The sequence below is a fragment of the Bradyrhizobium paxllaeri genome (assembly GCF_001693515.2).
In the GTDB taxonomy this organism is placed as follows: Bacteria; Pseudomonadota; Alphaproteobacteria; order Rhizobiales; family Xanthobacteraceae; genus Bradyrhizobium; species Bradyrhizobium paxllaeri.
Genome location: NZ_CP042968.1, coordinates 6,212,268 through 6,230,806, shown reverse-complemented (window position 1 = coordinate 6,230,806; position 18,539 = coordinate 6,212,268). Strand labels below are relative to the sequence as shown.

Below are 18,539 nucleotides of genomic sequence, written 5' to 3'. Positions count from 1 at the left end.
GAGACGCTCAGGCAGCCGCCCGGTCAGCTTATAGCTTGCCATCCGCTTGAGTGGCAAATCACTCGCTTAAACAGGCGCAGGACCAGCAATCTGCCTAGCCAGCTTACAGCGAGCGCTCGCTGTCAGTCGTCGGTGGCGGCGCTCCATCCACGTCGCCAATGTCCGGCTTGAGGGCGGACATTGCCGCCGCCTTCAGCCGGATCGGATCGCGTTCGCCGTCGCCGGCTACCTCCAAAATGGTCGCGGCGATCAGGCGAAGCTGCTGGACCGATGCCGGTTGCGGCAATGAAGCCTCGACATCCTCCAGAGCTTTCGACATCAGTTCGATCGTTTGCGGACCAAACGAGGGACCACCGAATTTCCCATGGTCCAGCTCCTCGATGATCCGGCGGGCCTTTCCATTCGGTGCGCGTTCCGCGGGAGTCGGTGTAGCGTCTTGCAAGGCTTCGTGCTTCGGATCGGACGCAAGGCTCCCGCCTGGGTGCATGAGCCTTTCAGGCACGAACAGTTCGAGAGCAAATTTCAATGTGTCTCGAAATCTCATCTTGCGTCGGTCCGGTCGTCACCTCGGCATATGCTTGGCAATCCTACACGCTTGCACGCTCGTCGCTAATCCGGAAATCCGAATCATCCGGGAGTCTAGCCTTTCGTTTCTCCCGGAAAAAGCAACGTTGTTGATTGGGCATCAGTTCGGTAGGCTGCACATAACTTCTTTTCCAACGTTGGTCTCGCGGTCTTGCCAGTCCGGCGAGCAGTGCTGCGAAACCGGTTAAGCCTAAGGAGACTCGATATGGCATGGGCTTTCAAGGTTCGTTCCGCAGAGCGCGACGCTCAAACCGACAGCGAACGGCTCGGCTCGATTTCGGCGGCGATCGAGGCCGCGGTTGCTTCAATCCGGAAGGAGAGGGATGCCTTGCGTGCGCGCGTCGATGCGGCGCGCGATCAGGCTGCCTTTGCCACCGGTACCGACTACGACGAATATCTGACGCGCGACGCCAAGGATGCGGCCAGGATCAAGGAATACGAACAGCAGATGGCGACCGGAGAAAAGCGCACGCAAGAACTCGATCGTCAACTGGGGGGCCTGGGCGCCGTCCAGGAAGCCTTCAACCAGTATTTCGCCGGCAAGGTGCGATAGGCCCGCCTGCTGCGGAAAATGCCTGATAATCCGCCTTTAAATCGCAGTCCCGGAATTATACCCGCTCTGAGTGCCAAATATTGAGCCGGGATCGCAAATGGAAATATGCCGGCCGACTGGTCAGCCCCAGAAAATACCCCACCTGAACGGTGAGTATTGGAAGCAGCACCGCGGTTATACTGTCCAGCAAACCTTGGCCGTTGGCCCAGGCCGAGACGATATACGCGGCGGCGCCTAATACAGTGAGTGGAAGCAGCGCCAGAATATTAAAATGAAGGCCCACATAGATGCCGGCAACGCAGGCGAGGATGGGCAACATTTGTCAACTTGCTCCGTAAAACGGTTAAAGGCGCATTCAAACCGATTAAATGTTGCGTTGCACTCCGGCCGAGTGTATGGTCACCGGTATTAACGAAGAGTTACTTAGACCTTTGAAGGTCTGTCGGATTTATGGGCTCCCAGCCGATAATCAGGCAGTTGGTTTCAGTAATACTGCGCGGGCATTTTCGTATGTCGATTGGAGCGGATATCGGCAACAAGGTGGGCCAACTCGACCAATCCGCTGGCGGTCCTCCGACTCGTTTCTCCAGCAACGCCGTCCCCTATCTCTTGTCGACAGCAGATGCCTTCGTGATCCTGCTGTCCAGTGTGGCAGGAGGCATCGGCTATCAGCTTTCCGTCGGAAACTCGGTGCCGAACATTCTCCCGCATTGCGCAGTCGGGTTGTTGGCGAGCTTCATTCACATCCTGCGCATGAGCGGAAACGGCTATTACGATTTTCCTGACAGCGCCAAACCGCGCGTCGAGATCGGCGAGATACTGATTTGCTGGTTCACGACTGGTTTGCTGCTCGCGTTCTTTGCGTTTCTGCTCAAGATCGGTGTCGATTATTCCCGCGGCGCCTTTGTGGTGTTTTATTTTGTCGCGCCGGCGGGATTGCTCGCGGTCAGGAAGGGGACCAAGTTGGCCCTGGCGGCCGCCGTGTCACGCGGCGTGATCGGCCGACGGGACATCGTGCTGATCGGCGATTTCGAGGAGATCGCCGCATTGGAGCCCCGGGATCTCCTGGTCTTCTTCGGGACGTCTGAAGTCAGCCGCTTCACGCTCAGTTCGGACGACGACCACGAGACGCGCGAGTCGACCGACGTCAACGTCATCAACGCAGCCGCAAATTTCGTCAGGCGCAACAATTGCCGGGAAGTTATGCTCGCCGTGCCCTGGGAGGACGCGGGCCGGCTGGAGTTCGTCCGCGAGCACGTCAAGATGCTTCCGGTTGCGGTACGGCTGTTGCCCGACATCCGGGTTCGGACGTTGACGAATTATGCGTCATCGGCGCGCCAGCGCGTCCTTGCCATCGAAATTCAACGCGCGCCGCTCAGCGCCGCGGAGCGCTTCGTCAAGCGCGTGATGGACATTGTCATCGCATCGCTGGCGCTCGTGTTCTTTCTGCCCATCATGGCGCTCACGGCGATCGCCATCAAGCTTGACAGTCCTGGCCCGGTTATTTTCCGGCAGTTCCGAAAGGGATTTAACGGCAAGCAGTTCATGATGTTCAAATTCCGCACCATGATCGTGCAGGAAAACGGGCCCGCCGTCGTGCAGGCTACGCGCGACGACCCCCGGGTGACATCCATTGGCCGTCTGTTGCGATCGGCAAGCATCGATGAACTGCCGCAGTTATTGAATGTCCTCAAGGGAGACATGTCCCTGATCGGTCCGCGACCACACGCGCTGGCCCACGACAATTATTTCGAGACAGTGTTGAGCGAGTATGCTTTCCGGCATCACGTCAAGCCTGGCATGACCGGTTGGGCGCAATGCAACGGAGCGCGCGGCGGCACACCTACGATCGAGCACATCTCCGAACGCGTAAAACTAGATCTCTGGTACATCAACAACTGGAGCCTGTGGCTGGACATCCAGATCGTGATCAAGACCTTTTTCGAAGTATTGCGTAAGCGCAACGCTTACTAATCGAAACGAGGTGGCCGGCGCTCGCTGGCGACTTTCCAAACACTGACTGGTTCCGCCTGATAGCGAAAGGGAACTTTGCCACCTGCGGTCTAGTGACTATCGGTCCGCTTGCAAAAATTGAGGAAAATCTTAAGCAACGATCCCGACACAGATCGCGATTTGAGAGATATTTGAACCACTTAGGTTTGACGCTCGGTAAATTCGCGTTCTGCGGAGATTTTCTGCCGAATCTACATTTTTGCTGGAAAGGCCCGGCGCTGGACTTATAGTTCATTACGAATCGTGATGGTCGCGAGCGGGATGAACAAGAAGCCAAATTTCGATGGAATGTCGGTAGACGAGTTGTGGCAGCTCCATGAGGAGCTCAGTCAGGTGTTGTCCGTTCGGTTGACGTCCGAGAAGCGCGAGCTTGAAAAACGGTTGGCGCAACTTCGGCGCGAGAAGGAAATGCGCCAGCCGGAATCAGCGGAGGCGCGAAGTGCGCCGCGCGAGCGCCGGAAGTATCCCCGTGTATTCCCGAAATATCGAAATCCGGACGAGCCTTCCGAAACCTGGTCGGGTCGCGGCAAACAGCCTCGCTGGCTTACGGCCGCCCTCAAGACCGGTCACAAGATCGAGGAATTCGTGATTGGCAAGCCGGAAGGCAGCGGCGAAAGTTCTCGCCGCCGCCGCGCATAGGCGTCTTTGGCGGCCGCGCACGCCGGATCATCGGGGGGTCTCCATGAAGCTCGCGCTCTGTGCAGCGTTGTCCCTGCTGCTGATTGGAACCGCCGCTGCAGGCCAAAGCAACGTCTCGATCGGTAAATTGCGCCTGGCCGATGCCGCCAGTGACGCCTGCTTTGCCAACTGCGCCAGCCAGAATGATGCCTGCAAGCGCGTATGTCCGACCACGCTCGGTGCGCCCTGCCAGAGCGCTTGTGACAGCCAGGCCCAAACCTGCAGGCAAAGCTGCCGGAGCAGGTAACAGGTTTGTCGCAACGCCATCGCCGGAGCGAATGTGACGTCCGCAACTATTTTGCGGCCTGCCTGTAGAATTCAGCCTCGGCGTCCCAGGCCGATGCTTCGCTCCAGCCGAAATCCGCCCCGTCAATCCGATCGGTATTGATCCGGACCATCGGTTCGGTGAATTCCTGCTGCTGCAGCAACGTGACGGGGCAGGGGATCCCAAGGCGGGATGACATCTCGGCGGCGAAGCGTTGGGCGAAGGCGCCCTGGCTCTCGACATAGAAACTCGGATTGAGCTTCGTTATGCCCTGACGCTGAGGCACGCTCTCCGCAAAGTTCGCGTAGGCTTGTGCCAGCAAATCAACATGAATGTTGTCCCGCACGTACAGGGGAGTTCGTACCGCCGGCACCTCGCCCTTGAACCAGGAGCGTATCAGATAGTTGCAGAACCGCGGCTCCTCGAACGGGCCAATGGGGTTCGCGATCACGAACTTTCCGAGATTGAAGTTCTGGGTCTCGCTCAGGAAGCGATAGTGTTGCCAGGTGAGGCCCTTCGACAGTCCGTAGGGCGAGAAAGCCCTGAGCGGCGCATCTCCCGCACCCTCGTCCTGCTCGAAGACCGAGCCGGTAAGCACAACGGCCACCGGGCCACGATCCATCATCTTCTTCAGGACCGCGACAAGATTTTTCGTGTTGTCGGCGACGGCGCCGATGACGTCAAAGTCCGGATTGCGGTAGTCGCCTGTTTGAGCCGCATGCTGACACAACAGGTCCCATGAGCCGGTGCTAGCGAGATCGAGAAAGCGGTCCGAGCCAAGGGGACAGTCCTCGACGACCTCGGCAACACGGCGAAGCTCGGCAACGCGATTGCCGCGCAGCCCCGAATAGTCGCTGCCCCTGAGGGGGGCGATGACGGTATGGCCTTTCGTGGCAAGGCTGCGCGCAAACCACAGACCGGTGAACGAGCTGCCTCCGGTCAGAAGGATTCTCACGTCAGGCCTCGCAGGGATTCGATGCCATGAAAGACGGGGTCGAAGTCTGGCCAGCTCTGGTCTTTGGGCGAAATTTCCGCGGGCTGCCGCGGCCACTCAATGCCAAACCGCGGATCGTCGAAGCGCAGGCCGCGTTCCTGTTCGGGAGCGTAGAACGCGTTCACCAGGTAGAACGCTTCGGTGTCGTCGGTGAGCGTCATGAGGCCGTGTGCAAAGCCCTGCGGAACGAAGATCATCGTTCGGTTTTCCGCGGTGAGCTCGGCGCCGAACCATTTGCCGAAGGTCGGGGAGTCCGGACGCAGATCGACGATGGCGTCGTAGAGCGCGCCGCGGATACAGCGCACTACCTTGATCTCCGCGGCCGGCGCGAGTTGATAGTGCATCCCGCGCAGGGTGCCGGCTTTCGCGCTCAGGGAGTTATTGATCTGGACGATCGGCATGGGCACGCCGGCTGCTTCAAATTCCTTCTGGCAAAAGAAGCGCGCGAAAAAGCCCCGGTCGTCACCGCGCTTTTCGAGTTCGATCGTGTAGGCGCCATGAAGCGGCGTAGGGTGAAACTTCACGATGTCAGGCCTTTCGAGGATTATTGCCAGCGGAGATCGGTGGACAGGCGACCCACTGCAATGTGGTCCTTGAGCGTCTTCAGTCGCATCAGCGCGGATGTGCGGAATTCCTTGTCCGAGAACTTCATGCCGTTCAGTCCGGCATGGAGATTTCGGACCGACTGGGCGAGCGGGACCGCGGGAAGATGCGCCGGAGCCAGTTCGGCAAAAAGCGAAAAATCAACCTGATAGGAACGCAAATCCGGCGGCGCCGCCGTGTTGATGCTGACCCTTGTGCCGGGCAACTGCTCGGCCACGACCTCCGCCAGGTCGCGGACCTGATAATTTCCCTTGTTACTGCCGGCGTTGACCACGAGGACCCGCCCGCCCTGGTCGGCATCGCGTCCGATCGCCCATTCAATGGCCCGGGCCATATCGGCCACATCGATCAGCGGCCGCCATGGCGTTCCGTCGCTGAGCACGGTGATCTCGCCGGTCGCCAGCGCGCTGGCGACAAAGTCGTTCAGGACCAGATCCAGCCGCAGACGGTCCGACATGCCGCAAGCGGTCGCAAACCTCAGGCACGTGACGGTCATCTCGCCCGCGTTGCTGGCGCGAAGCGCGTTTTCCATCGCGACCTTGGACCGTGCGTAGGCGGTGAGGGGATTGAGCGAATCGCTTTCGCGTTTGGGGCGGCCTTCGGCGGCGCCGTAAATGCTGCAGCTCGAGGCGAACACGAAGCGGCCGACGCCGCGCTGCTCGGCCATCTGCGCAAGCGCGACGCTGGCCTTTTCGTTGATCGCTTCAGTGACGCCTTCGAATTCCTTCCCCATCGGGTCGTTCGAAATCGCCGCCAGATGGACGACGACGTCGACGTCATCGAGTAGCTCCGGCGGGAAGTTGCGGATATCGCCGAAATGCACGCGATCCAGCAGCGACTCGGGCAGCCTGGTCGTTCCGGTAAGATTGTGGGCAAAGAATGCGGTATCGAAGCCGATCAGTTCGGCGTCCGGAAATTTCTGCCGGAGGTGACGCGTCAGGATGGGGCCGACATAGCCCATCGAACCGGTAATAAGAATACGCATGGAATCTTTCTTCGTTACCATTTTTTCCAGGGAGCCTTATTGCTTGACCAAAGATCTTCCAAATATCGCTTGTCCCGCAACGTATCCATCGGGTGCCAGAATCCGTCGTGGAGGAACACGCTGAGCTGGCCTTCTTCCGCCAGCTTCGTCATCGGTTCCTTTTCCCACACGGTCGCGTCGCCTTCGATGTAGTCGCCGACCTTGGGCGACAGCACGAAGAAGCCGCCATTGATCCAGTTGCCGTCGCCGCGCGGCTTTTCCTGGAAGCCGGTAACGCGGGGGCCCTGATGGTTGATGGCGCCAAAGCGGCCGGGCGGCTGCGTGCCGGTCACGGTCGCAAGCCGTCCTTCGCGGCGATGGAAGGCGATGCTTTCGGTGATGTCGATATCGGCCACGCCGTCACCGTAGGTCAGGCAGAACGCGTCGTCATCGCCGATATAGGGGAGGATCCGCTTGATGCGGCCGCCGATCATGGTCTCTTCGCCGGTGTCGATCAACGTCACCCGCCACGGCTCGGCGTGCTTCTGCAGAACCTCCATCCTGTTTTCGCGAAGGTCGAACGTGACGTTCGACTGATGCAGGAAGTAGTTGGAAAAATATTCCTTGATGACGTAGCCCTTGTAGCCAAGGCAGATGATGAAGTCGTTGATGCCGTGGCTGGAGTAGATCTTCATGATGTGCCACAGGATCGGCTTGCCGCCGATTTCGATCATCGGCTTGGGACGGACGTCGGTTTCCTCGGCAAAGCGGGTTCCCAGGCCACCGGCCAGCAATACTGCGCGCATTAATTTGCCATTCAATTCGTTGAGATTAATAGGTTTACCGGTATCACTACATGAAATGGGGAAGGGGCGCGAGGCCGCACCGTCATTTCGTGACAGAATGGTTTATTTGATTTCGTCGGTCAATTTACGGGTTCCCCTGCGGGAACGGGCTTGAAAATCGATGCCGCGGATCGTGCGCGTTGAGGTTGAATATGGTTGAGTAAGGTTGATGGGTTAGCTTAATCTGCGGCTTTAATTGAACCGTTCGCGGACGGAGCTATGATGAAGCATGAAGCGAAATCGCCCGCAACAGAAGGTTGTCATAAAACGTAAATCGCGGGCTCGGCCCGAGGATCTAGCGAAAAAATATCGGGAGGTGTGCGAGCTGCGGCGCAAACTCGAATGTATTACAGCCGCGGTGGCTTCCCTTCGTTCCAGACAAGTTGAGATGTGAACACGCCGTCGCCCCGCGCCGGCGCGACCAGCACTTTTGTGCCGGAGTTAGTCCGATGAGCCGCTACAATCTGTTTCAGAGCACGTCACTCAGCCCGGAGCGGGCGTGGGCCGATACCTGGCATCTCTGGACGGTCTTGATGCCAAGGCGCTCGATTACCGGGCGGCTGTTGTGGGGCAAGGTATGGCGCCGGCACGACGGCAGGCGTTGGATCTACAAGAAGTTCGTCGAATACGAGCCCGACGACCTCACTTGATGGATTGGTCGATCGCTCAGGCCTTGCGGGAAGTGCCGCTGCGCCGCTCGGCGCGAAGTGCCAGCGTAACGCCGATGGCGATGATGGTCATGGTCGCCAGCAGGCTGGCCGGAGCGGTGCAGTTGATGCACGTTCCAACGATCGAGAAGGTATCGCTCACGGGAGCTGCGACAAGGTTCGTCATACGGTCATCCCAGACATTCAGGCAAAAGCCGAAATTAAATGTAGCAGCTTCGTCCTGATCCAGCCAGCTTTGCCGGCACCCGCCCAGGTCAAACTAGCGATATTCACTCTACCTTGGATGAATATTAAACGGTCCGAAACGGGCCCATTGCTCCCCTGATTTTTCTCCCCACAAAGCTGCTTTCGAAACGCCGCAGCTTCGCGCCTCTCCCGCGGGCGCGGTCCGATTTACTGTCGATTAACCATGATGTTTTACCGATTATTTACGTGCCAATTTATTTCAGGGCGCGAAGTTTGTTTGGGGGTTTTCTTTGTCGTTTTCTCGTAGCCGTGCGACGAGGTTAGCCGCCTGTGGGGCGGCCATACTCGTTGTTTCGGGCTGCACCACCACCCCCATCGCGACGCCCCTGACGACGGTGTCGCAACCGAGATTGACTTCAGGGCAGCCGGTGTCTCTGGATGAAACCTATGCCCAGGCCGGCGGTCCGACCGGGGCCGTGCCGCTTCCGTCACCCTCGTCGCAGGCGGTTGCCGTCATGGACGGCGGCAGCGGCAGCATGATCGGCGGGACCTATTCGAAGCGGAAGGCGGCCGGCGCCGACGGCAACGTGGTTCTCAATCTGGCGAGTGTTCCGCTTCAGCAAGCCGCCAAGACCGTCCTCGGCGACATGATCGGCGTGAACTACGTCGTCGATCCCCGCGTCGACGGCGTCATTTCCGTGCAAACGACGCGTCCGGTCAGCAAGGCCGAAGCGCTGGAGATGTTCCAGACCGCGCTGGTGCCGATCGGCGCGGTGCTGGTCCAAAGCCGCGGCACCTACCGGATTGCGCCGTCCGACCAGGCCGCGACGGGCGCGATCGCGACCGGCGACGGTCCGGCCGACAGCGCCATCGCCGGCAACGGCATTCGCGTGGTTTCCCTGAAATACGTTTCCGCCACCGAAGTCGCCCGCGTGCTCGAGCCGATGGTGCCGAAAGGCGCCATCGTACAGGCCGACGACCAGCGCAACATTCTCGCGCTGAAGGGCTCTCCGGCGGAGATCGAAAGCATGCTCGACTCGATTTCGGTATTCGATGTCGACGTCATGAAGGGCATGTCGTTCGCCGTCGTTCCGGTGAAAACCTCGCAGCCGGAAAAGATGGTCGACGAATTGAAAGCGATCTTCGCCGCCGAAAAGGAAGGGCCACTCAAGGGGCGCGTGCGGTTCATCGCCAACACCCGGCTTGGCGCCATCCTGGTCGTGACGTCGCAGCCGAGCTACCTGCCGCGCGCGCAGACCTGGATCAGGCGGCTCGATGCCAAGGCCGCCGGCTCCGAGCGGCAGCTTCACGTCTATCAGGTGCAGAACCGGCCCGTCGCCGAGCTCGCCAGCGTGCTGCAGTCGATGTTCTCGAACGAAATGAAAGTGGTGAAGCAGCCGACGCGCAGCGTTTCACCGCGCTCGAAGCAGGCCAGCTTCTCGGCCAGGTCGCCCGGACCGGGCGGCTCGGTGACGGATATGGATCAGAACGCGGCGGCCGGGCTGCTCCGGGGTGGTGTCAATCCCGGCAACAATGATCTGCAGAGCCTGCAGCGTGCGCTGAACAACGAGCCGGACGCAGTGGCGCAGGATCCGATGGAGCGGCCGCCGTCGTCCAGCGGTAGTGCACCGGACGCCGAGCCGCCGCTCAAGATCGTGGCCGACGAGACCAAGAACTCGCTTCTCATCATGGCCAATGACCGGGATTACCAGCGCGTGCTTCGCGTGATCCAGGGGCTGGATGTCGTCGCCAGTCAGGTTTTGATCGAAGCCGTCATCGCCGAAGTGACGCTTAACGACAAGCTACAATATGGCGTGCAATGGCAGCTACAGAAAAATCGTACGCCGACTGCTACATTTACGAATGCGCTGACCGGCGGCGTCGCATCCGTCTTCCCCGGCTTCAACTATGCCGTCAACGCTGCCAACATAGCGTCAACGCTCAGCGCATTGAACGCGCTCACGCGCGTCAACGTTATTTCGACACCCTCGCTGATGGTTCTCGACAACAAGACGGCCCGCTTGCAGATCGGCGATCAGGTGCCGATCACCACGCAGACCGCGACCAGCGTCGTGACGGCGCAAACGGCGATCGTCAATTCGATCACCATGCAGGACACCGGCGTGATCCTTTCGGTGACGCCGCGCATCAATGAGAGCGGCAGGGTGCAGCTCGAGATCGAGCAGGAAGTCAGCGCGGTCGTGAAGACCACGTCATCCGGAATCGACTCGCCGACCATCCAGCAGCGCCGCGTCAAGACCACCGTCGTCGTCAACGATGGCGAGGTGCTGGCGCTCGGCGGCATGATCCAGGAGCAGGCCCACAAGTCCAGCAACCAGATCCCGCTGCTCGGCGACATTCCCGGGCTCGGCGCTGCGTTCTCCAACCGGGGCGATCAGGTTCAGAAGACCGAGCTCGTCATCCTGATCACGCCCAAGGTGGTCCGCGACGGCACCGAAAGCCGTCTCGTGACCGAAGAGTACCGGCGCAAGATGCATGTCTACATGCCGCACACGACGTCGCGCGAGCGGACACCGGCCAACACCTTTCAGCGGATAACGTCACAGTGACGAAGCGAGCCGCAGCCTGGTTGAGGAATTTCTCGCTGTCGGCGAGCCTGACCTGCTCGCTGGCCGGCTGCGTCACTTATGCCTATCCGATCGTCGAACCACCGCCGCCCTATGCTGTCCTGCCGGTCGATGAATCCATGAGCTGCAGCGGCATCGCGGCGTCGTTCCGTTACGCGGCGCGGCGGGCCGCCCGGCTGGAATATTGGCTGGCGGTCGGGCCGCTGGCGGGCTACGGCTACGAACGCTACCCGCTCGATGCGCCCAAGCAGCTCATCGATGAACGCAGGCGGCTCGACGCGCTGGCGGATTTGCAGCGCTACAAGGGCTGCACCGTGATGGAGCCGGGCCCTGCCGTTGTCGAGGAGCGGCTGAAGCTCGAAGGCTCGGTCCGTCCGCCACCGCCTCCGCCCGTGCCACCTATGCCGCCGCCGGTCGTGCTCAATTCAAAAGGCTAGGGCGTGAACCCATAAGATCAGAGTGCTCGGCCGACGTCCGCTTTGGTGCGCATACCGGACTCAAGTCTTATATTGCGTGAGGTCCGAAAAGGGCCAAAGGACTAAACCGCTCGCGCGGTAGGGCGCCGCGGCTGGCGACGGAGCCAAGAGGATAGCGCAACGGGGCGTCCTGCCTTGAGATCGAGGGGTTCGACAACCTCACTCAAGACAGGAGCATCCCCATGACCGACGAGGCAGTGAGCCCGTTGCGCCGGCGCATGATCGAAGACATGACGATCCGCAAGTTCGCGCCGAAGACCCAACATGACTACGTGCAAAGAATCAAGAACTTCGCTGCGTTTCTCGGGCGATCACCCGATACGGCGAGCTTCGAGGATGTCCGCCGCTACCAACTTCACCTGACGGCGAGCGGTGTTGGCGTGCCGACGATCAACCAGACCGTCTCGACCTTGCGGTTCTTGTTCCGGGTCACGCTGAAGCGGCACGAGATCGTCGAACATACCCATATCATTCACGAGCCGCGCAAGCTCCCTGTGGTGCTTAGCGTCGAGGAGGTGGCGCGGCTACTCGATGCTGCACCGGGGCTCAAATGCAAGGCGGCACTGAGCGTGGCCTACGGCGCCGGTCTGCGCGCCACCGAGGTGGTCTCGCTCAAGGTCTCCGACATCGACAGCAAGCGCATGATCATCCGCGTCGAGCAGGGCAAAGGCGGCAAGGACCGTAATGTCATGCTGTCGCCGAGCTTGCTCGACCTGCTGCGGACCTGGTGGAAGGCGGCGCGCCCACAGGGCTGGCTGTTCCCGGGCCGCGATCCGGCGCAGCCGATGACCACGCGCCAGCTCAATCGTGCCTGTCATGCCGCCGCGCAGATGGCGGAGATCAGCAAGCGCGTCTCGCTGCACACCTTGCGGCACAGCTTCGCCACCCACCTGCTCGAGCAGAACATCGATGTCCGCGTCATCCAGGTGCTGCTCGGTCACGCCAAGCTCGACACCACGGCGCTCTATACCCGCGTCGCCACCAAGACGATCAGCGAGGTCATGAGCCCGCTGGAGCATATCGCGCTCAAGCTCAAGGAGAGCCGACCGCCCAGCTGACGCGCAGGCCGCTCGTGTCGCGCCCGGCCTTGGAGGTTGCGGATATCTTCCGCAACCATGGCCCGGCATGGCGTCAAGCCCATGCCGGCCATGTCAGCCTCGATCAGTTGAAGGTGATGTCGGCGATCGAGCGCTGTCGCACGGCGGCGCTGGGCGGCCATGTCGCGCGCTGCGCGGACTGCGCCTATACGACGATCGCCTACAACTCCTGCCGCAACCGGCATTGCCCGAAGTGCCAAGGCGCCGCCGCGAAAGACTGGCTTGCCGACCGCGAGACCGAGCTGTTGCCGGTGCCGTACTATCACGTGGTGTTCACGCTGCCGGCGGCCATCGCCGACATCGCCTACCAGAACAAGGCCGTGATCTACGACCTGCTGTTCAAGGTCTCGGCCGAGACCATGCTGACGATCGCCGCTGATCCGAAGCATCTGGGCGCCAAGATCGGCATCACCTCCGTGCTGCATACCTGGGGCTCGGCGCTCACCCATCACCCGCATGTGCACATGATCGTCCCGGGTGGCGGCATCTCGCCCGACGGCCAGCGCTGGGTGTCCTGCCGGCCGGGCTTCTTCCTCCCGGTGCGCGTGCTCTCCCGCCTGTTCCGCCGATTGTTCCTGGAGAAGCTCATCGCCGCCCACCAGACCGGCCGCCTCAGCTTCTTCGGCGAGAACATCCATCTGGCCGATGCGCGATCCTTCGCGGCCTATCTCGCCCCGCTGCGCAAGGCCGAGTGGATCGTCTACGCCAAGCGCCCGTTCGGCGGACCCGAGGCGGTGCTGGCCTATCTGTCGCGCTACACCCACCGCGTTGCCATCGCCAACAGCCGCTTGATTGCCTTCGACGATCGCGGCGTCACCTTCAAGTGGAAGGACTACCGCAGCGAGGGCCGCGATCGATACAAGCACATGACGCTCACCACCGACGAGTTCATCCGTCGCTTCCTCATCCACGTCCTGCCCAAAGGCTTGCACCGCATCCGCCACTACGGCCTGTTCGCCAAAGGCGCTTGTGCCGACAACATCGCCCGCGCCCGTGAACTGCTCGCCGTTGCAAAACCTGACGACCAGCCTACCGCTGCCGCCGTCGATCCCAAAAAGCCGAGCTGTCCATGCTGCGGCGGTCGTATGATCATCATTGAGGTCTTCGAACGCGGCGCAACGCCACGGCATCGGCCGACAGCTCCAGCGACCGTCATCAGGATCGACACCTCATGACCGCGTTACAATCCCGCAAATCTGCGCGTCGCGCCCGCTGCCCCTCCGCCAGCCACGGCAGAGCGCGCCCAGCTCTCTGCCCACCGTCGCAAATCGTCGGACAGCTTATGCAGTTCAGCGTCATCCGCCGCTCGTTCGTCAGCCGCTTCACCGTCGCACAACGCGTTGCTTCGGCTCGATCCCAATCAGCCAGCGCGCCCGCGGCACTCAAATTCCCATAGCGCCTGCCGCACCGCCGTACGTTCCCTTAAGCGCGGTTTCCTCCCTTGGAGGCTTTCGGACGCCGGCCGCCGAGCACGCGGCGCCGTCCCTCAAGCGGCCGGCATCCGAAACCCTTCACACAACCGGACTCCATTCGCTGACGGGCTGTCTAGTGATTACCTCCGTCTATAACGCGGAGAGTCGGTTGACTAGCGGTGAGCGGAACGTTGTAGGTGACAACCGGCTGGGTGAGACCCTTCAATGCGAGAGCGCCAATTTGTTCAGTCGCTACGCTTCCGTTGAGCGCCACGTTTACGCGCTTACTGATCAGAATTTGGCCGTCCTTAGCCTCGCCGCAGAGCCGTGCCGCAACATTGCACACTGTGCCTATCGCAGTGTATCCGGAGCGCTCGGAATATCCGATCTGGCCCAAGGTCGCGTAACCCTGGGCGATGCCAGCACCAAAGCCCAACTCGCGACCTCGCTCGCGCCACGCGGCGATCAGCGTCGACACAGCCTCGCGCATCGCAACGGCCATCTTGACCGCACGTTCGGCCGGGTTGGGGACAGGCACGGGGTCGTTGAAGAACACCATGATCCCATCACCCGAGAATTGGTCGAGCGTCCCCTCGAACTGGCTGATTAGACGCCCCAGCTCGCCGTGATACTCGCGCAGGAAATCCAAAACCTCCTCGGGCTCGGCGGCCTCGGTGAAGGCGGTGTAGCCGCGAAGATCGCAGAATACGACAACGATCTCACGGCGATGACTCTCTAGGATCTTTTCATTGCCCTGCGAGACGATCATTTCGGCAAGCTGTGGCGCAAGGAACCGCTTCAGCCGCCCAACGCGGCCCAGCTCCTCAACCTGCTCCTTGACCCGCGCTTTCAGATCGCGGTTCCAGCCGGCGATCTCCTCGTTGCGCTCGCGTAATTCATTCAACAGCCTGGCATTCTCGATCGCGATTACCGCCTGGTCCGCGAAGGTCTTCAGAAGATCCTCCTGGGCCTTAGCGACAGGTCCGGCCTCGGCCCAGCCCACCACGATGACGCCGAGCGCATCGCGATCGCGCATTATAGGCATTCCCAGCATGCGACGCCAACCCATGGCGCGGGGAAACCGCTGATCGTAGTCTGGATCGGAAAGCGCATCGGCCAGCCGGACCACTGATTGATTAAGCAGTACGCGTCCGGATACCTGAGAATGATCGGGCCGCATCGGGTACGTCGCTCGAAGCATATCGACGTAGCTCGGCCCGACGTTGTGACTGGCGACGAAATGGATGAGGTCTCCATCAAAGCGGAACACGTTCGCGAACAAACTGCCGCAAAGCGCGACGGCGCGGCGCACGATCAACTCGAATACCGGCTGCGGATCGGCCGGCACGGCGCTGATCAGGCGGAGAATCTCCGCGGTAGCCGTCTGCTGCTCAAGCGCCTCTTTCAGTTCGCCAGCGAGAGCGCCTACCTGATTCTGTAGGTCGGCGATGGATGCGGCGGCCATGGACACTTTGTGAGCCCTATTCGCGCGCCGACCTTTGACCGGTTGTTTGCTTCCACCGCGTTCTCGCATCTCGCTCCCTCGGGTGGGCCAGGACAAGGAGGGGCATTAATCTTATGCAAATTCTCAGTTTCGCGCCATGGCAGGAAGTCGGCTGCGGAGCATTGGACCGCGGTAGAGGCCAATGTCCTCCCTGAGTCAATCGTGTCGTTTGGCCCTGGCTAAGACTTCCGGTCAGCCCTTGCGTGCGGCGTCTTCAGTGCTGGTGGGAAGGTCTCAATCGGGCCAAGAAGAGATGCACCGCATCAATTATTCGGCCTGAAATCAGTTAATTTGCCGGCGCAACATTATCCGCACTCAGCGATAAGATTAGCAGAATAAGCCGCCGCCGGGTTAAGAGCGGCGACGGCGTTCTTTAAGCTCTCACATGGCCGCGACTATCGCCTGATAAAGAAACAGTCAGCGATAGCGCCAGCTTTCGACGCCATCAATGAGACGACGCTCCTGCTTGCGCAATTCATCAACTAGACGTTCGAGTAGGGCGGCAGAGCTAGGCTTCGAGAGCTAAGTCCTGCTGCAATCGGTCACCCACCTCGTCACAGATCGACCGGGAGTCTTATGTTCAATGTGCTCGGACAATCGCCTGGAGGGTTCCATTTCGCGCTATCTCGATTTGCCCCCGATCCACTTAAGTTCCAGGCTTGGAGATTGTTTCGCGCTTACTTGGACGATGGCGATGGTTCCATCTATTGGAACGAAGGCCTTAGAGGTCATTGACTGCTAGCCACAATTCTCCAGGCGCGAAGAGTTCGCTGCCAACGTTTACACTTGACCGGTCTTTGCAAGCCTTCAGAACGTTGGTTTAGCAGTTGATCATGCCGGGTACCCGCGGCGAGTTGCCCAGCTTCTCAAGGGCCTCGTTGGGACCGACGGCCTCGACCCGAGCCAACCGGCGGGACTGCGGACGGAAGCCCATACAAGCAGCTCACCGGAGACAAATTCCTTGACCACCCGAAACACGCCCTACAGAATGAGAAAAGCCCCAGCTCGTTAGGCAAATGAGCCATGGCGCGCTCAAGCTCGAAGCCTAGGCAAGCTATTCTGGGCGCCGCGGGAGTGCTTGGCGCTGTCGTGGCGACCACGTTATGTCTTTTCGCCGTTGGCGATGGGGAGCGGGCCGTTGTCACGTCGTTCGGCAGGCCGGTGCAGGTGGTCACCACGCCGGGTCTTGGCGTGAAGCTGCCGTACGAAAGCGTGACCAAGTTCGACGGCCGGCTTTTTGTTTACCAGCCCCCACTGAACGAATTCCTGACGCTTGAAAAGACCGCCGTGACGGCAGCGGCCGCCGTCTTGTGGCGCATATCAGAGCCCAAACGTTTCTTTGAGACGGTTCTCAACAAGGCGGGTGCGGAATCGCGCTTGGGGGACATCCTCTCTGGGGAGCTTGGCGCCGCCATCGGCCGAAGTCCGCTCGCTGCCTTTGTCTCGACCGAAGCCTATCGAGCAGAGGTCGTGCTCGTTGAGGTCGCCGCAAAGTGCCGGAATGTTGCGCTTCGAGACTATGGCATCGAGGTCCTTGACGTGCAGCTATTGCGCTTTGACTTCCCTAAGCGCAACCGGCTCACGGTCTACGCTCGCATGCGCTCCGAGCGCGCCGCAATCAGCATGCGCTACCGCTCTGAGGGTGAGGAGGAAGGCCTCAAGATCCGTTCCGCGGCTCAGGGCGAGAAGACGAGCATTCTAGCCGAGGCCTTCAAGGTCGCCCAGTGGCACCGCGGCGCTGGCGAAGCAGAGGCGGCCCGCATCTACGCCGACTCGCTTAGCGAGGCACCGCAGTTCTACGCGCTGCGGCGGACGCTCGACGCGTCGCGCAAGTTCGTCAAGGAGGGCACGACGATGGTGTTGCCGGCGAACTCCGATCTCTTCGGCCTACTGTACGACAGCGGTTTCCATAAGCGCGCCAAGCCGCCGGCAAGCTTGGCCGACAGTGCGAGAAAGGACGCCCATAAGATGACGAGCGGAGATCTCATGCCGCCCCCATAGCAACAATCTACGCTGCCAAAACAGGAGGAATCTATGATTCGAATGAGCGAGCAGTCGGCACGAGCGGCCATCGTGGCTCTATCTTCGGCACTCGTAGTTATTGGGATCGCCCCTGCCTCGGCCGCGGAAGTCCGCTATGACCCAGGAGACACTGTTTACTTCACCTATTGCCATGCGCATCCGCCGGCGATCCGCATCAAGCCAGGCGACACGGTGATCACAAGGACCAAGGACGCGGCGAACGACGTCTTCCAGCCGACCGACAAGACGGTGTTTCCGAGACTCGACCTTACCAGAGTCAATCCGCAAACGGGGCCATTCTTCATCGAGGGCGCCGAGCCCGGCGATACGCTCGTCGTGCGTATCGACAGGATCGGCCTCAACAGAGACTGGGGTTGGGGAGCGTCGATCCCCTACTTCGGAGCATTGGCGCCCGAATACAAGACGGCGATGATAACCGACCCGGTGCCGGACCGGCTCTTTATCTGGCGGTTCGACAGATCGAAGATGGTCGGTGTGCTCGACCTGCCCAACAGCAAAATCGGCAAAGTCGAGGTCCCGTTGCGGCCATTCTTCGGAACAATCGGCACCGCACCTGCTGGCAAGGAGTGCATCAGCTCGCTGATACCCGGCCCTCATGGCGCGAACATGGACTTCAATGAGGTCGTTGAGGGTGTGACGATGTCTTTCCCGGTTTTCGAGCCGGGTGCGCTCTTCATGCTGGGTGACGGGCACGCAGCGCAGGGTGACGGCGAGGTGGACGGCGCCGCTGTTGAGACCTCGTTTGACGTCACCTTCACGGTGAATCTCATCAAGGGAAAAAAGATCAACTGGCCCCGGCTTGAGAACGACAGAATGATTATGTCGATCGGCAGCACGCGGCCGTTGATCGATGCGCTGCGGATCGCCTGCGTCGATCTCGTCAACTGGCTGGTGCAGGATCACGGCTACGACAAGATCGAGGCGGTTCAGCTTCTAGGCCAAGCAGCTCAGCTTGAGATCGCCAACGTTGTCGATCCAAATTACTCCGTGGCTTGTCAACTCGACAAGCGCTACCTGCCGCGATGAGGTTGCACTGAATGGAGACTTCAGGAAACGTAGGGCTCT

19 protein-coding genes are annotated in these 18,539 nt (G+C 60.7%); 11 read left to right on the top strand and 8 right to left on the bottom strand.

Annotation, left to right across the window (positions count from 1 at the left end; translation table 11 throughout):
- Nucleotides 1–103: 103 nt before the first annotated feature.
- Nucleotides 104–526 carry a hypothetical protein gene (locus LMTR21_RS29735; RefSeq protein ID WP_065751161.1) on the bottom strand — a complete coding sequence of 141 codons (423 nt, stop codon included), beginning with the start codon at nt 524–526 and terminating at the stop codon, nt 104–106.
- Between the two features lie 264 nt (nt 527–790).
- Here LMTR21_RS29735 and LMTR21_RS29730 point away from each other — a divergent pair, with 264 nt between their 5' ends.
- A complete protein-coding gene (locus tag LMTR21_RS29730; RefSeq protein WP_065751162.1) occupies nt 791–1,138 on the top strand; it encodes a hypothetical protein in 348 nt (115 codons plus the stop codon).
- A 55-nt stretch (nt 1,139–1,193) separates the two neighbouring features.
- Here LMTR21_RS29730 and LMTR21_RS29725 read toward each other — a convergent pair whose 3' ends face one another.
- Complete coding sequence (locus tag LMTR21_RS29725) at nt 1,194–1,457, bottom strand: hypothetical protein (protein ID WP_065751163.1); 264 nt, start codon at nt 1,455–1,457, stop codon at nt 1,194–1,196.
- Between the two features lie 191 nt (nt 1,458–1,648).
- On the opposite strand from LMTR21_RS29725, the gene LMTR21_RS29720 reads away from it, so the two are divergent.
- The 3 genes from LMTR21_RS29720 (at nt 1,649) to LMTR21_RS29710 (ending at nt 4,076) form a co-directional block, all read left to right on the top strand.
- Nucleotides 1,649–3,112, top strand: a complete 1,464-nt coding sequence (locus LMTR21_RS29720) for an undecaprenyl-phosphate glucose phosphotransferase (RefSeq protein WP_084030446.1) — start codon at nt 1,649–1,651, stop codon at nt 3,110–3,112.
- Between the two features lie 300 nt (nt 3,113–3,412).
- Nucleotides 3,413–3,790, top strand: a complete 378-nt coding sequence (locus tag LMTR21_RS29715; protein ID WP_057856415.1) for an H-NS histone family protein — start codon at nt 3,413–3,415, stop codon at nt 3,788–3,790.
- Between the two features lie 43 nt (nt 3,791–3,833).
- Entirely contained in the window at nt 3,834–4,076 is a 243-nt protein-coding gene (locus LMTR21_RS29710) for a hypothetical protein (RefSeq protein ID WP_084030447.1), read from the top strand.
- Between the two features lie 46 nt (nt 4,077–4,122).
- Here the strand turns inward: LMTR21_RS29710 and LMTR21_RS29705 are convergent, their stop codons facing one another.
- The 4 genes from LMTR21_RS29705 to rfbF are packed head-to-tail and all read right to left on the bottom strand — an operon-like array spanning nt 4,123 to nt 7,461.
- Complete coding sequence (locus tag LMTR21_RS29705) at nt 4,123–5,049, bottom strand: NAD-dependent epimerase/dehydratase family protein (protein WP_065751165.1); 927 nt, start codon at nt 5,047–5,049, stop codon at nt 4,123–4,125.
- Nucleotides 5,046–5,612, bottom strand: coding sequence for a dTDP-4-dehydrorhamnose 3,5-epimerase (rfbC, locus tag LMTR21_RS29700; RefSeq protein WP_065751166.1), 567 nt, complete (start codon nt 5,610–5,612; stop codon nt 5,046–5,048). The genes LMTR21_RS29705 and rfbC overlap by 4 nt, the downstream gene beginning before the upstream one ends.
- 20 nt (nt 5,613–5,632) lie before the next feature.
- A complete protein-coding gene (locus LMTR21_RS29695; protein ID WP_065751187.1) occupies nt 5,633–6,676 on the bottom strand; it encodes an NAD-dependent epimerase/dehydratase family protein in 1,044 nt (347 codons plus the stop codon).
- A gap of 14 nt (nt 6,677–6,690) precedes the next feature.
- Nucleotides 6,691–7,461: a glucose-1-phosphate cytidylyltransferase gene (gene rfbF, locus LMTR21_RS29690; RefSeq protein WP_065751167.1), complete on the bottom strand. Its 771-nt coding sequence runs from the start codon at nt 7,459–7,461 to the stop codon at nt 6,691–6,693.
- A 488-nt stretch (nt 7,462–7,949) separates the two neighbouring features.
- On the opposite strand from rfbF, the gene LMTR21_RS29685 reads away from it, so the two are divergent.
- The gene (locus tag LMTR21_RS29685; protein ID WP_065751168.1) at nt 7,950–8,150 is read left to right on the top strand and encodes a hypothetical protein; all 201 of its coding nucleotides are present in this window, start codon (nt 7,950–7,952) and stop codon (nt 8,148–8,150) included.
- A gap of 16 nt (nt 8,151–8,166) precedes the next feature.
- Here the strand turns inward: LMTR21_RS29685 and LMTR21_RS40365 are convergent, their stop codons facing one another.
- Nucleotides 8,167–8,334, bottom strand: a complete 168-nt coding sequence (locus LMTR21_RS40365) for a hypothetical protein (protein ID WP_187399227.1) — start codon at nt 8,332–8,334, stop codon at nt 8,167–8,169.
- A gap of 448 nt (nt 8,335–8,782) precedes the next feature.
- On the opposite strand from LMTR21_RS40365, the gene gspD reads away from it, so the two are divergent.
- The 4 genes from gspD (at nt 8,783) to LMTR21_RS29665 (ending at nt 13,690) form a co-directional block, all read left to right on the top strand.
- The gene (gene gspD / locus LMTR21_RS29680) at nt 8,783–10,924 is read left to right on the top strand and encodes a type II secretion system secretin GspD (RefSeq protein WP_065751169.1); all 2,142 of its coding nucleotides are present in this window, start codon (nt 8,783–8,785) and stop codon (nt 10,922–10,924) included.
- Nucleotides 10,921–11,379 (top strand): hypothetical protein, encoded by a 459-nt coding sequence (locus tag LMTR21_RS29675; protein WP_065751170.1) that lies wholly within the window; start codon nt 10,921–10,923, stop codon nt 11,377–11,379. Before gspD ends, LMTR21_RS29675 begins: the two co-directional genes overlap by 4 nt.
- A gap of 221 nt (nt 11,380–11,600) precedes the next feature.
- The gene (locus LMTR21_RS29670; protein WP_187399165.1) at nt 11,601–12,476 is read left to right on the top strand and encodes a tyrosine-type recombinase/integrase; all 876 of its coding nucleotides are present in this window, start codon (nt 11,601–11,603) and stop codon (nt 12,474–12,476) included.
- Nucleotides 12,477–12,490: 14 nt separating this feature from the next.
- Complete coding sequence (locus LMTR21_RS29665; protein ID WP_065756975.1) at nt 12,491–13,690, top strand: IS91 family transposase; 1,200 nt, start codon at nt 12,491–12,493, stop codon at nt 13,688–13,690.
- Nucleotides 13,691–14,060: 370 nt separating this feature from the next.
- Here LMTR21_RS29665 and LMTR21_RS29660 read toward each other — a convergent pair whose 3' ends face one another.
- On the bottom strand, nt 14,061–15,392 hold the full coding sequence (locus LMTR21_RS29660; RefSeq protein WP_065755989.1) for an adenylate/guanylate cyclase domain-containing protein: 1,332 nt from the start codon (nt 15,390–15,392) through the stop codon (nt 14,061–14,063).
- A 1,128-nt stretch (nt 15,393–16,520) separates the two neighbouring features.
- Between LMTR21_RS29660 and hflC the strand changes: the two genes are divergently transcribed.
- Both hflC and LMTR21_RS29650 read left to right on the top strand, forming a co-directional pair.
- The gene (gene hflC, locus LMTR21_RS29655) at nt 16,521–17,432 is read left to right on the top strand and encodes a protease modulator HflC (RefSeq protein ID WP_187399226.1); all 912 of its coding nucleotides are present in this window, start codon (nt 16,521–16,523) and stop codon (nt 17,430–17,432) included.
- A gap of 33 nt (nt 17,433–17,465) precedes the next feature.
- On the top strand, nt 17,466–18,500 hold the full coding sequence (locus LMTR21_RS29650) for an acetamidase/formamidase family protein (protein ID WP_084030944.1): 1,035 nt from the start codon (nt 17,466–17,468) through the stop codon (nt 18,498–18,500).
- Nucleotides 18,501–18,539 lie beyond the last annotated feature (39 nt).

Bases quoted from the DNA above. Each gene is read 5' to 3' on its own strand.
- LMTR21_RS29730 (WP_065751162.1), top strand. From the start codon at position 791: ATGGCATGGGCTTTCAAGGTTCGTTCCGCAGAGCGCGACGCTCAAACC.
- rfbF (WP_065751167.1), bottom strand. From the start codon at position 7,461: ATGCGCGCAGTATTGCTGGCCGGTGGCCTGGGAACCCGCTTTGCCGAG.
- LMTR21_RS40365 (WP_187399227.1), bottom strand. From the start codon at position 8,334: ATGACGAACCTTGTCGCAGCTCCCGTGAGCGATACCTTCTCGATCGTT.
- LMTR21_RS29685 (WP_065751168.1), top strand. From the start codon at position 7,950: ATGAGCCGCTACAATCTGTTTCAGAGCACGTCACTCAGCCCGGAGCGG.
- LMTR21_RS29670 (WP_187399165.1), top strand. From the start codon at position 11,601: ATGACCGACGAGGCAGTGAGCCCGTTGCGCCGGCGCATGATCGAAGAC.
- LMTR21_RS29650 (WP_084030944.1), top strand. From the start codon at position 17,466: ATGATTCGAATGAGCGAGCAGTCGGCACGAGCGGCCATCGTGGCTCTA.
- LMTR21_RS29720 (WP_084030446.1), top strand. From the start codon at position 1,649: ATGTCGATTGGAGCGGATATCGGCAACAAGGTGGGCCAACTCGACCAA.
- LMTR21_RS29660 (WP_065755989.1), bottom strand. From the start codon at position 15,392: ATGGCCGCCGCATCCATCGCCGACCTACAGAATCAGGTAGGCGCTCTC.
- LMTR21_RS29715 (WP_057856415.1), top strand. From the start codon at position 3,413: ATGAACAAGAAGCCAAATTTCGATGGAATGTCGGTAGACGAGTTGTGG.
- LMTR21_RS29695 (WP_065751187.1), bottom strand. From the start codon at position 6,676: ATGCGTATTCTTATTACCGGTTCGATGGGCTATGTCGGCCCCATCCTG.
- LMTR21_RS29710 (WP_084030447.1), top strand. From the start codon at position 3,834: ATGAAGCTCGCGCTCTGTGCAGCGTTGTCCCTGCTGCTGATTGGAACC.
- LMTR21_RS29725 (WP_065751163.1), bottom strand. From the start codon at position 1,457: ATGTTGCCCATCCTCGCCTGCGTTGCCGGCATCTATGTGGGCCTTCAT.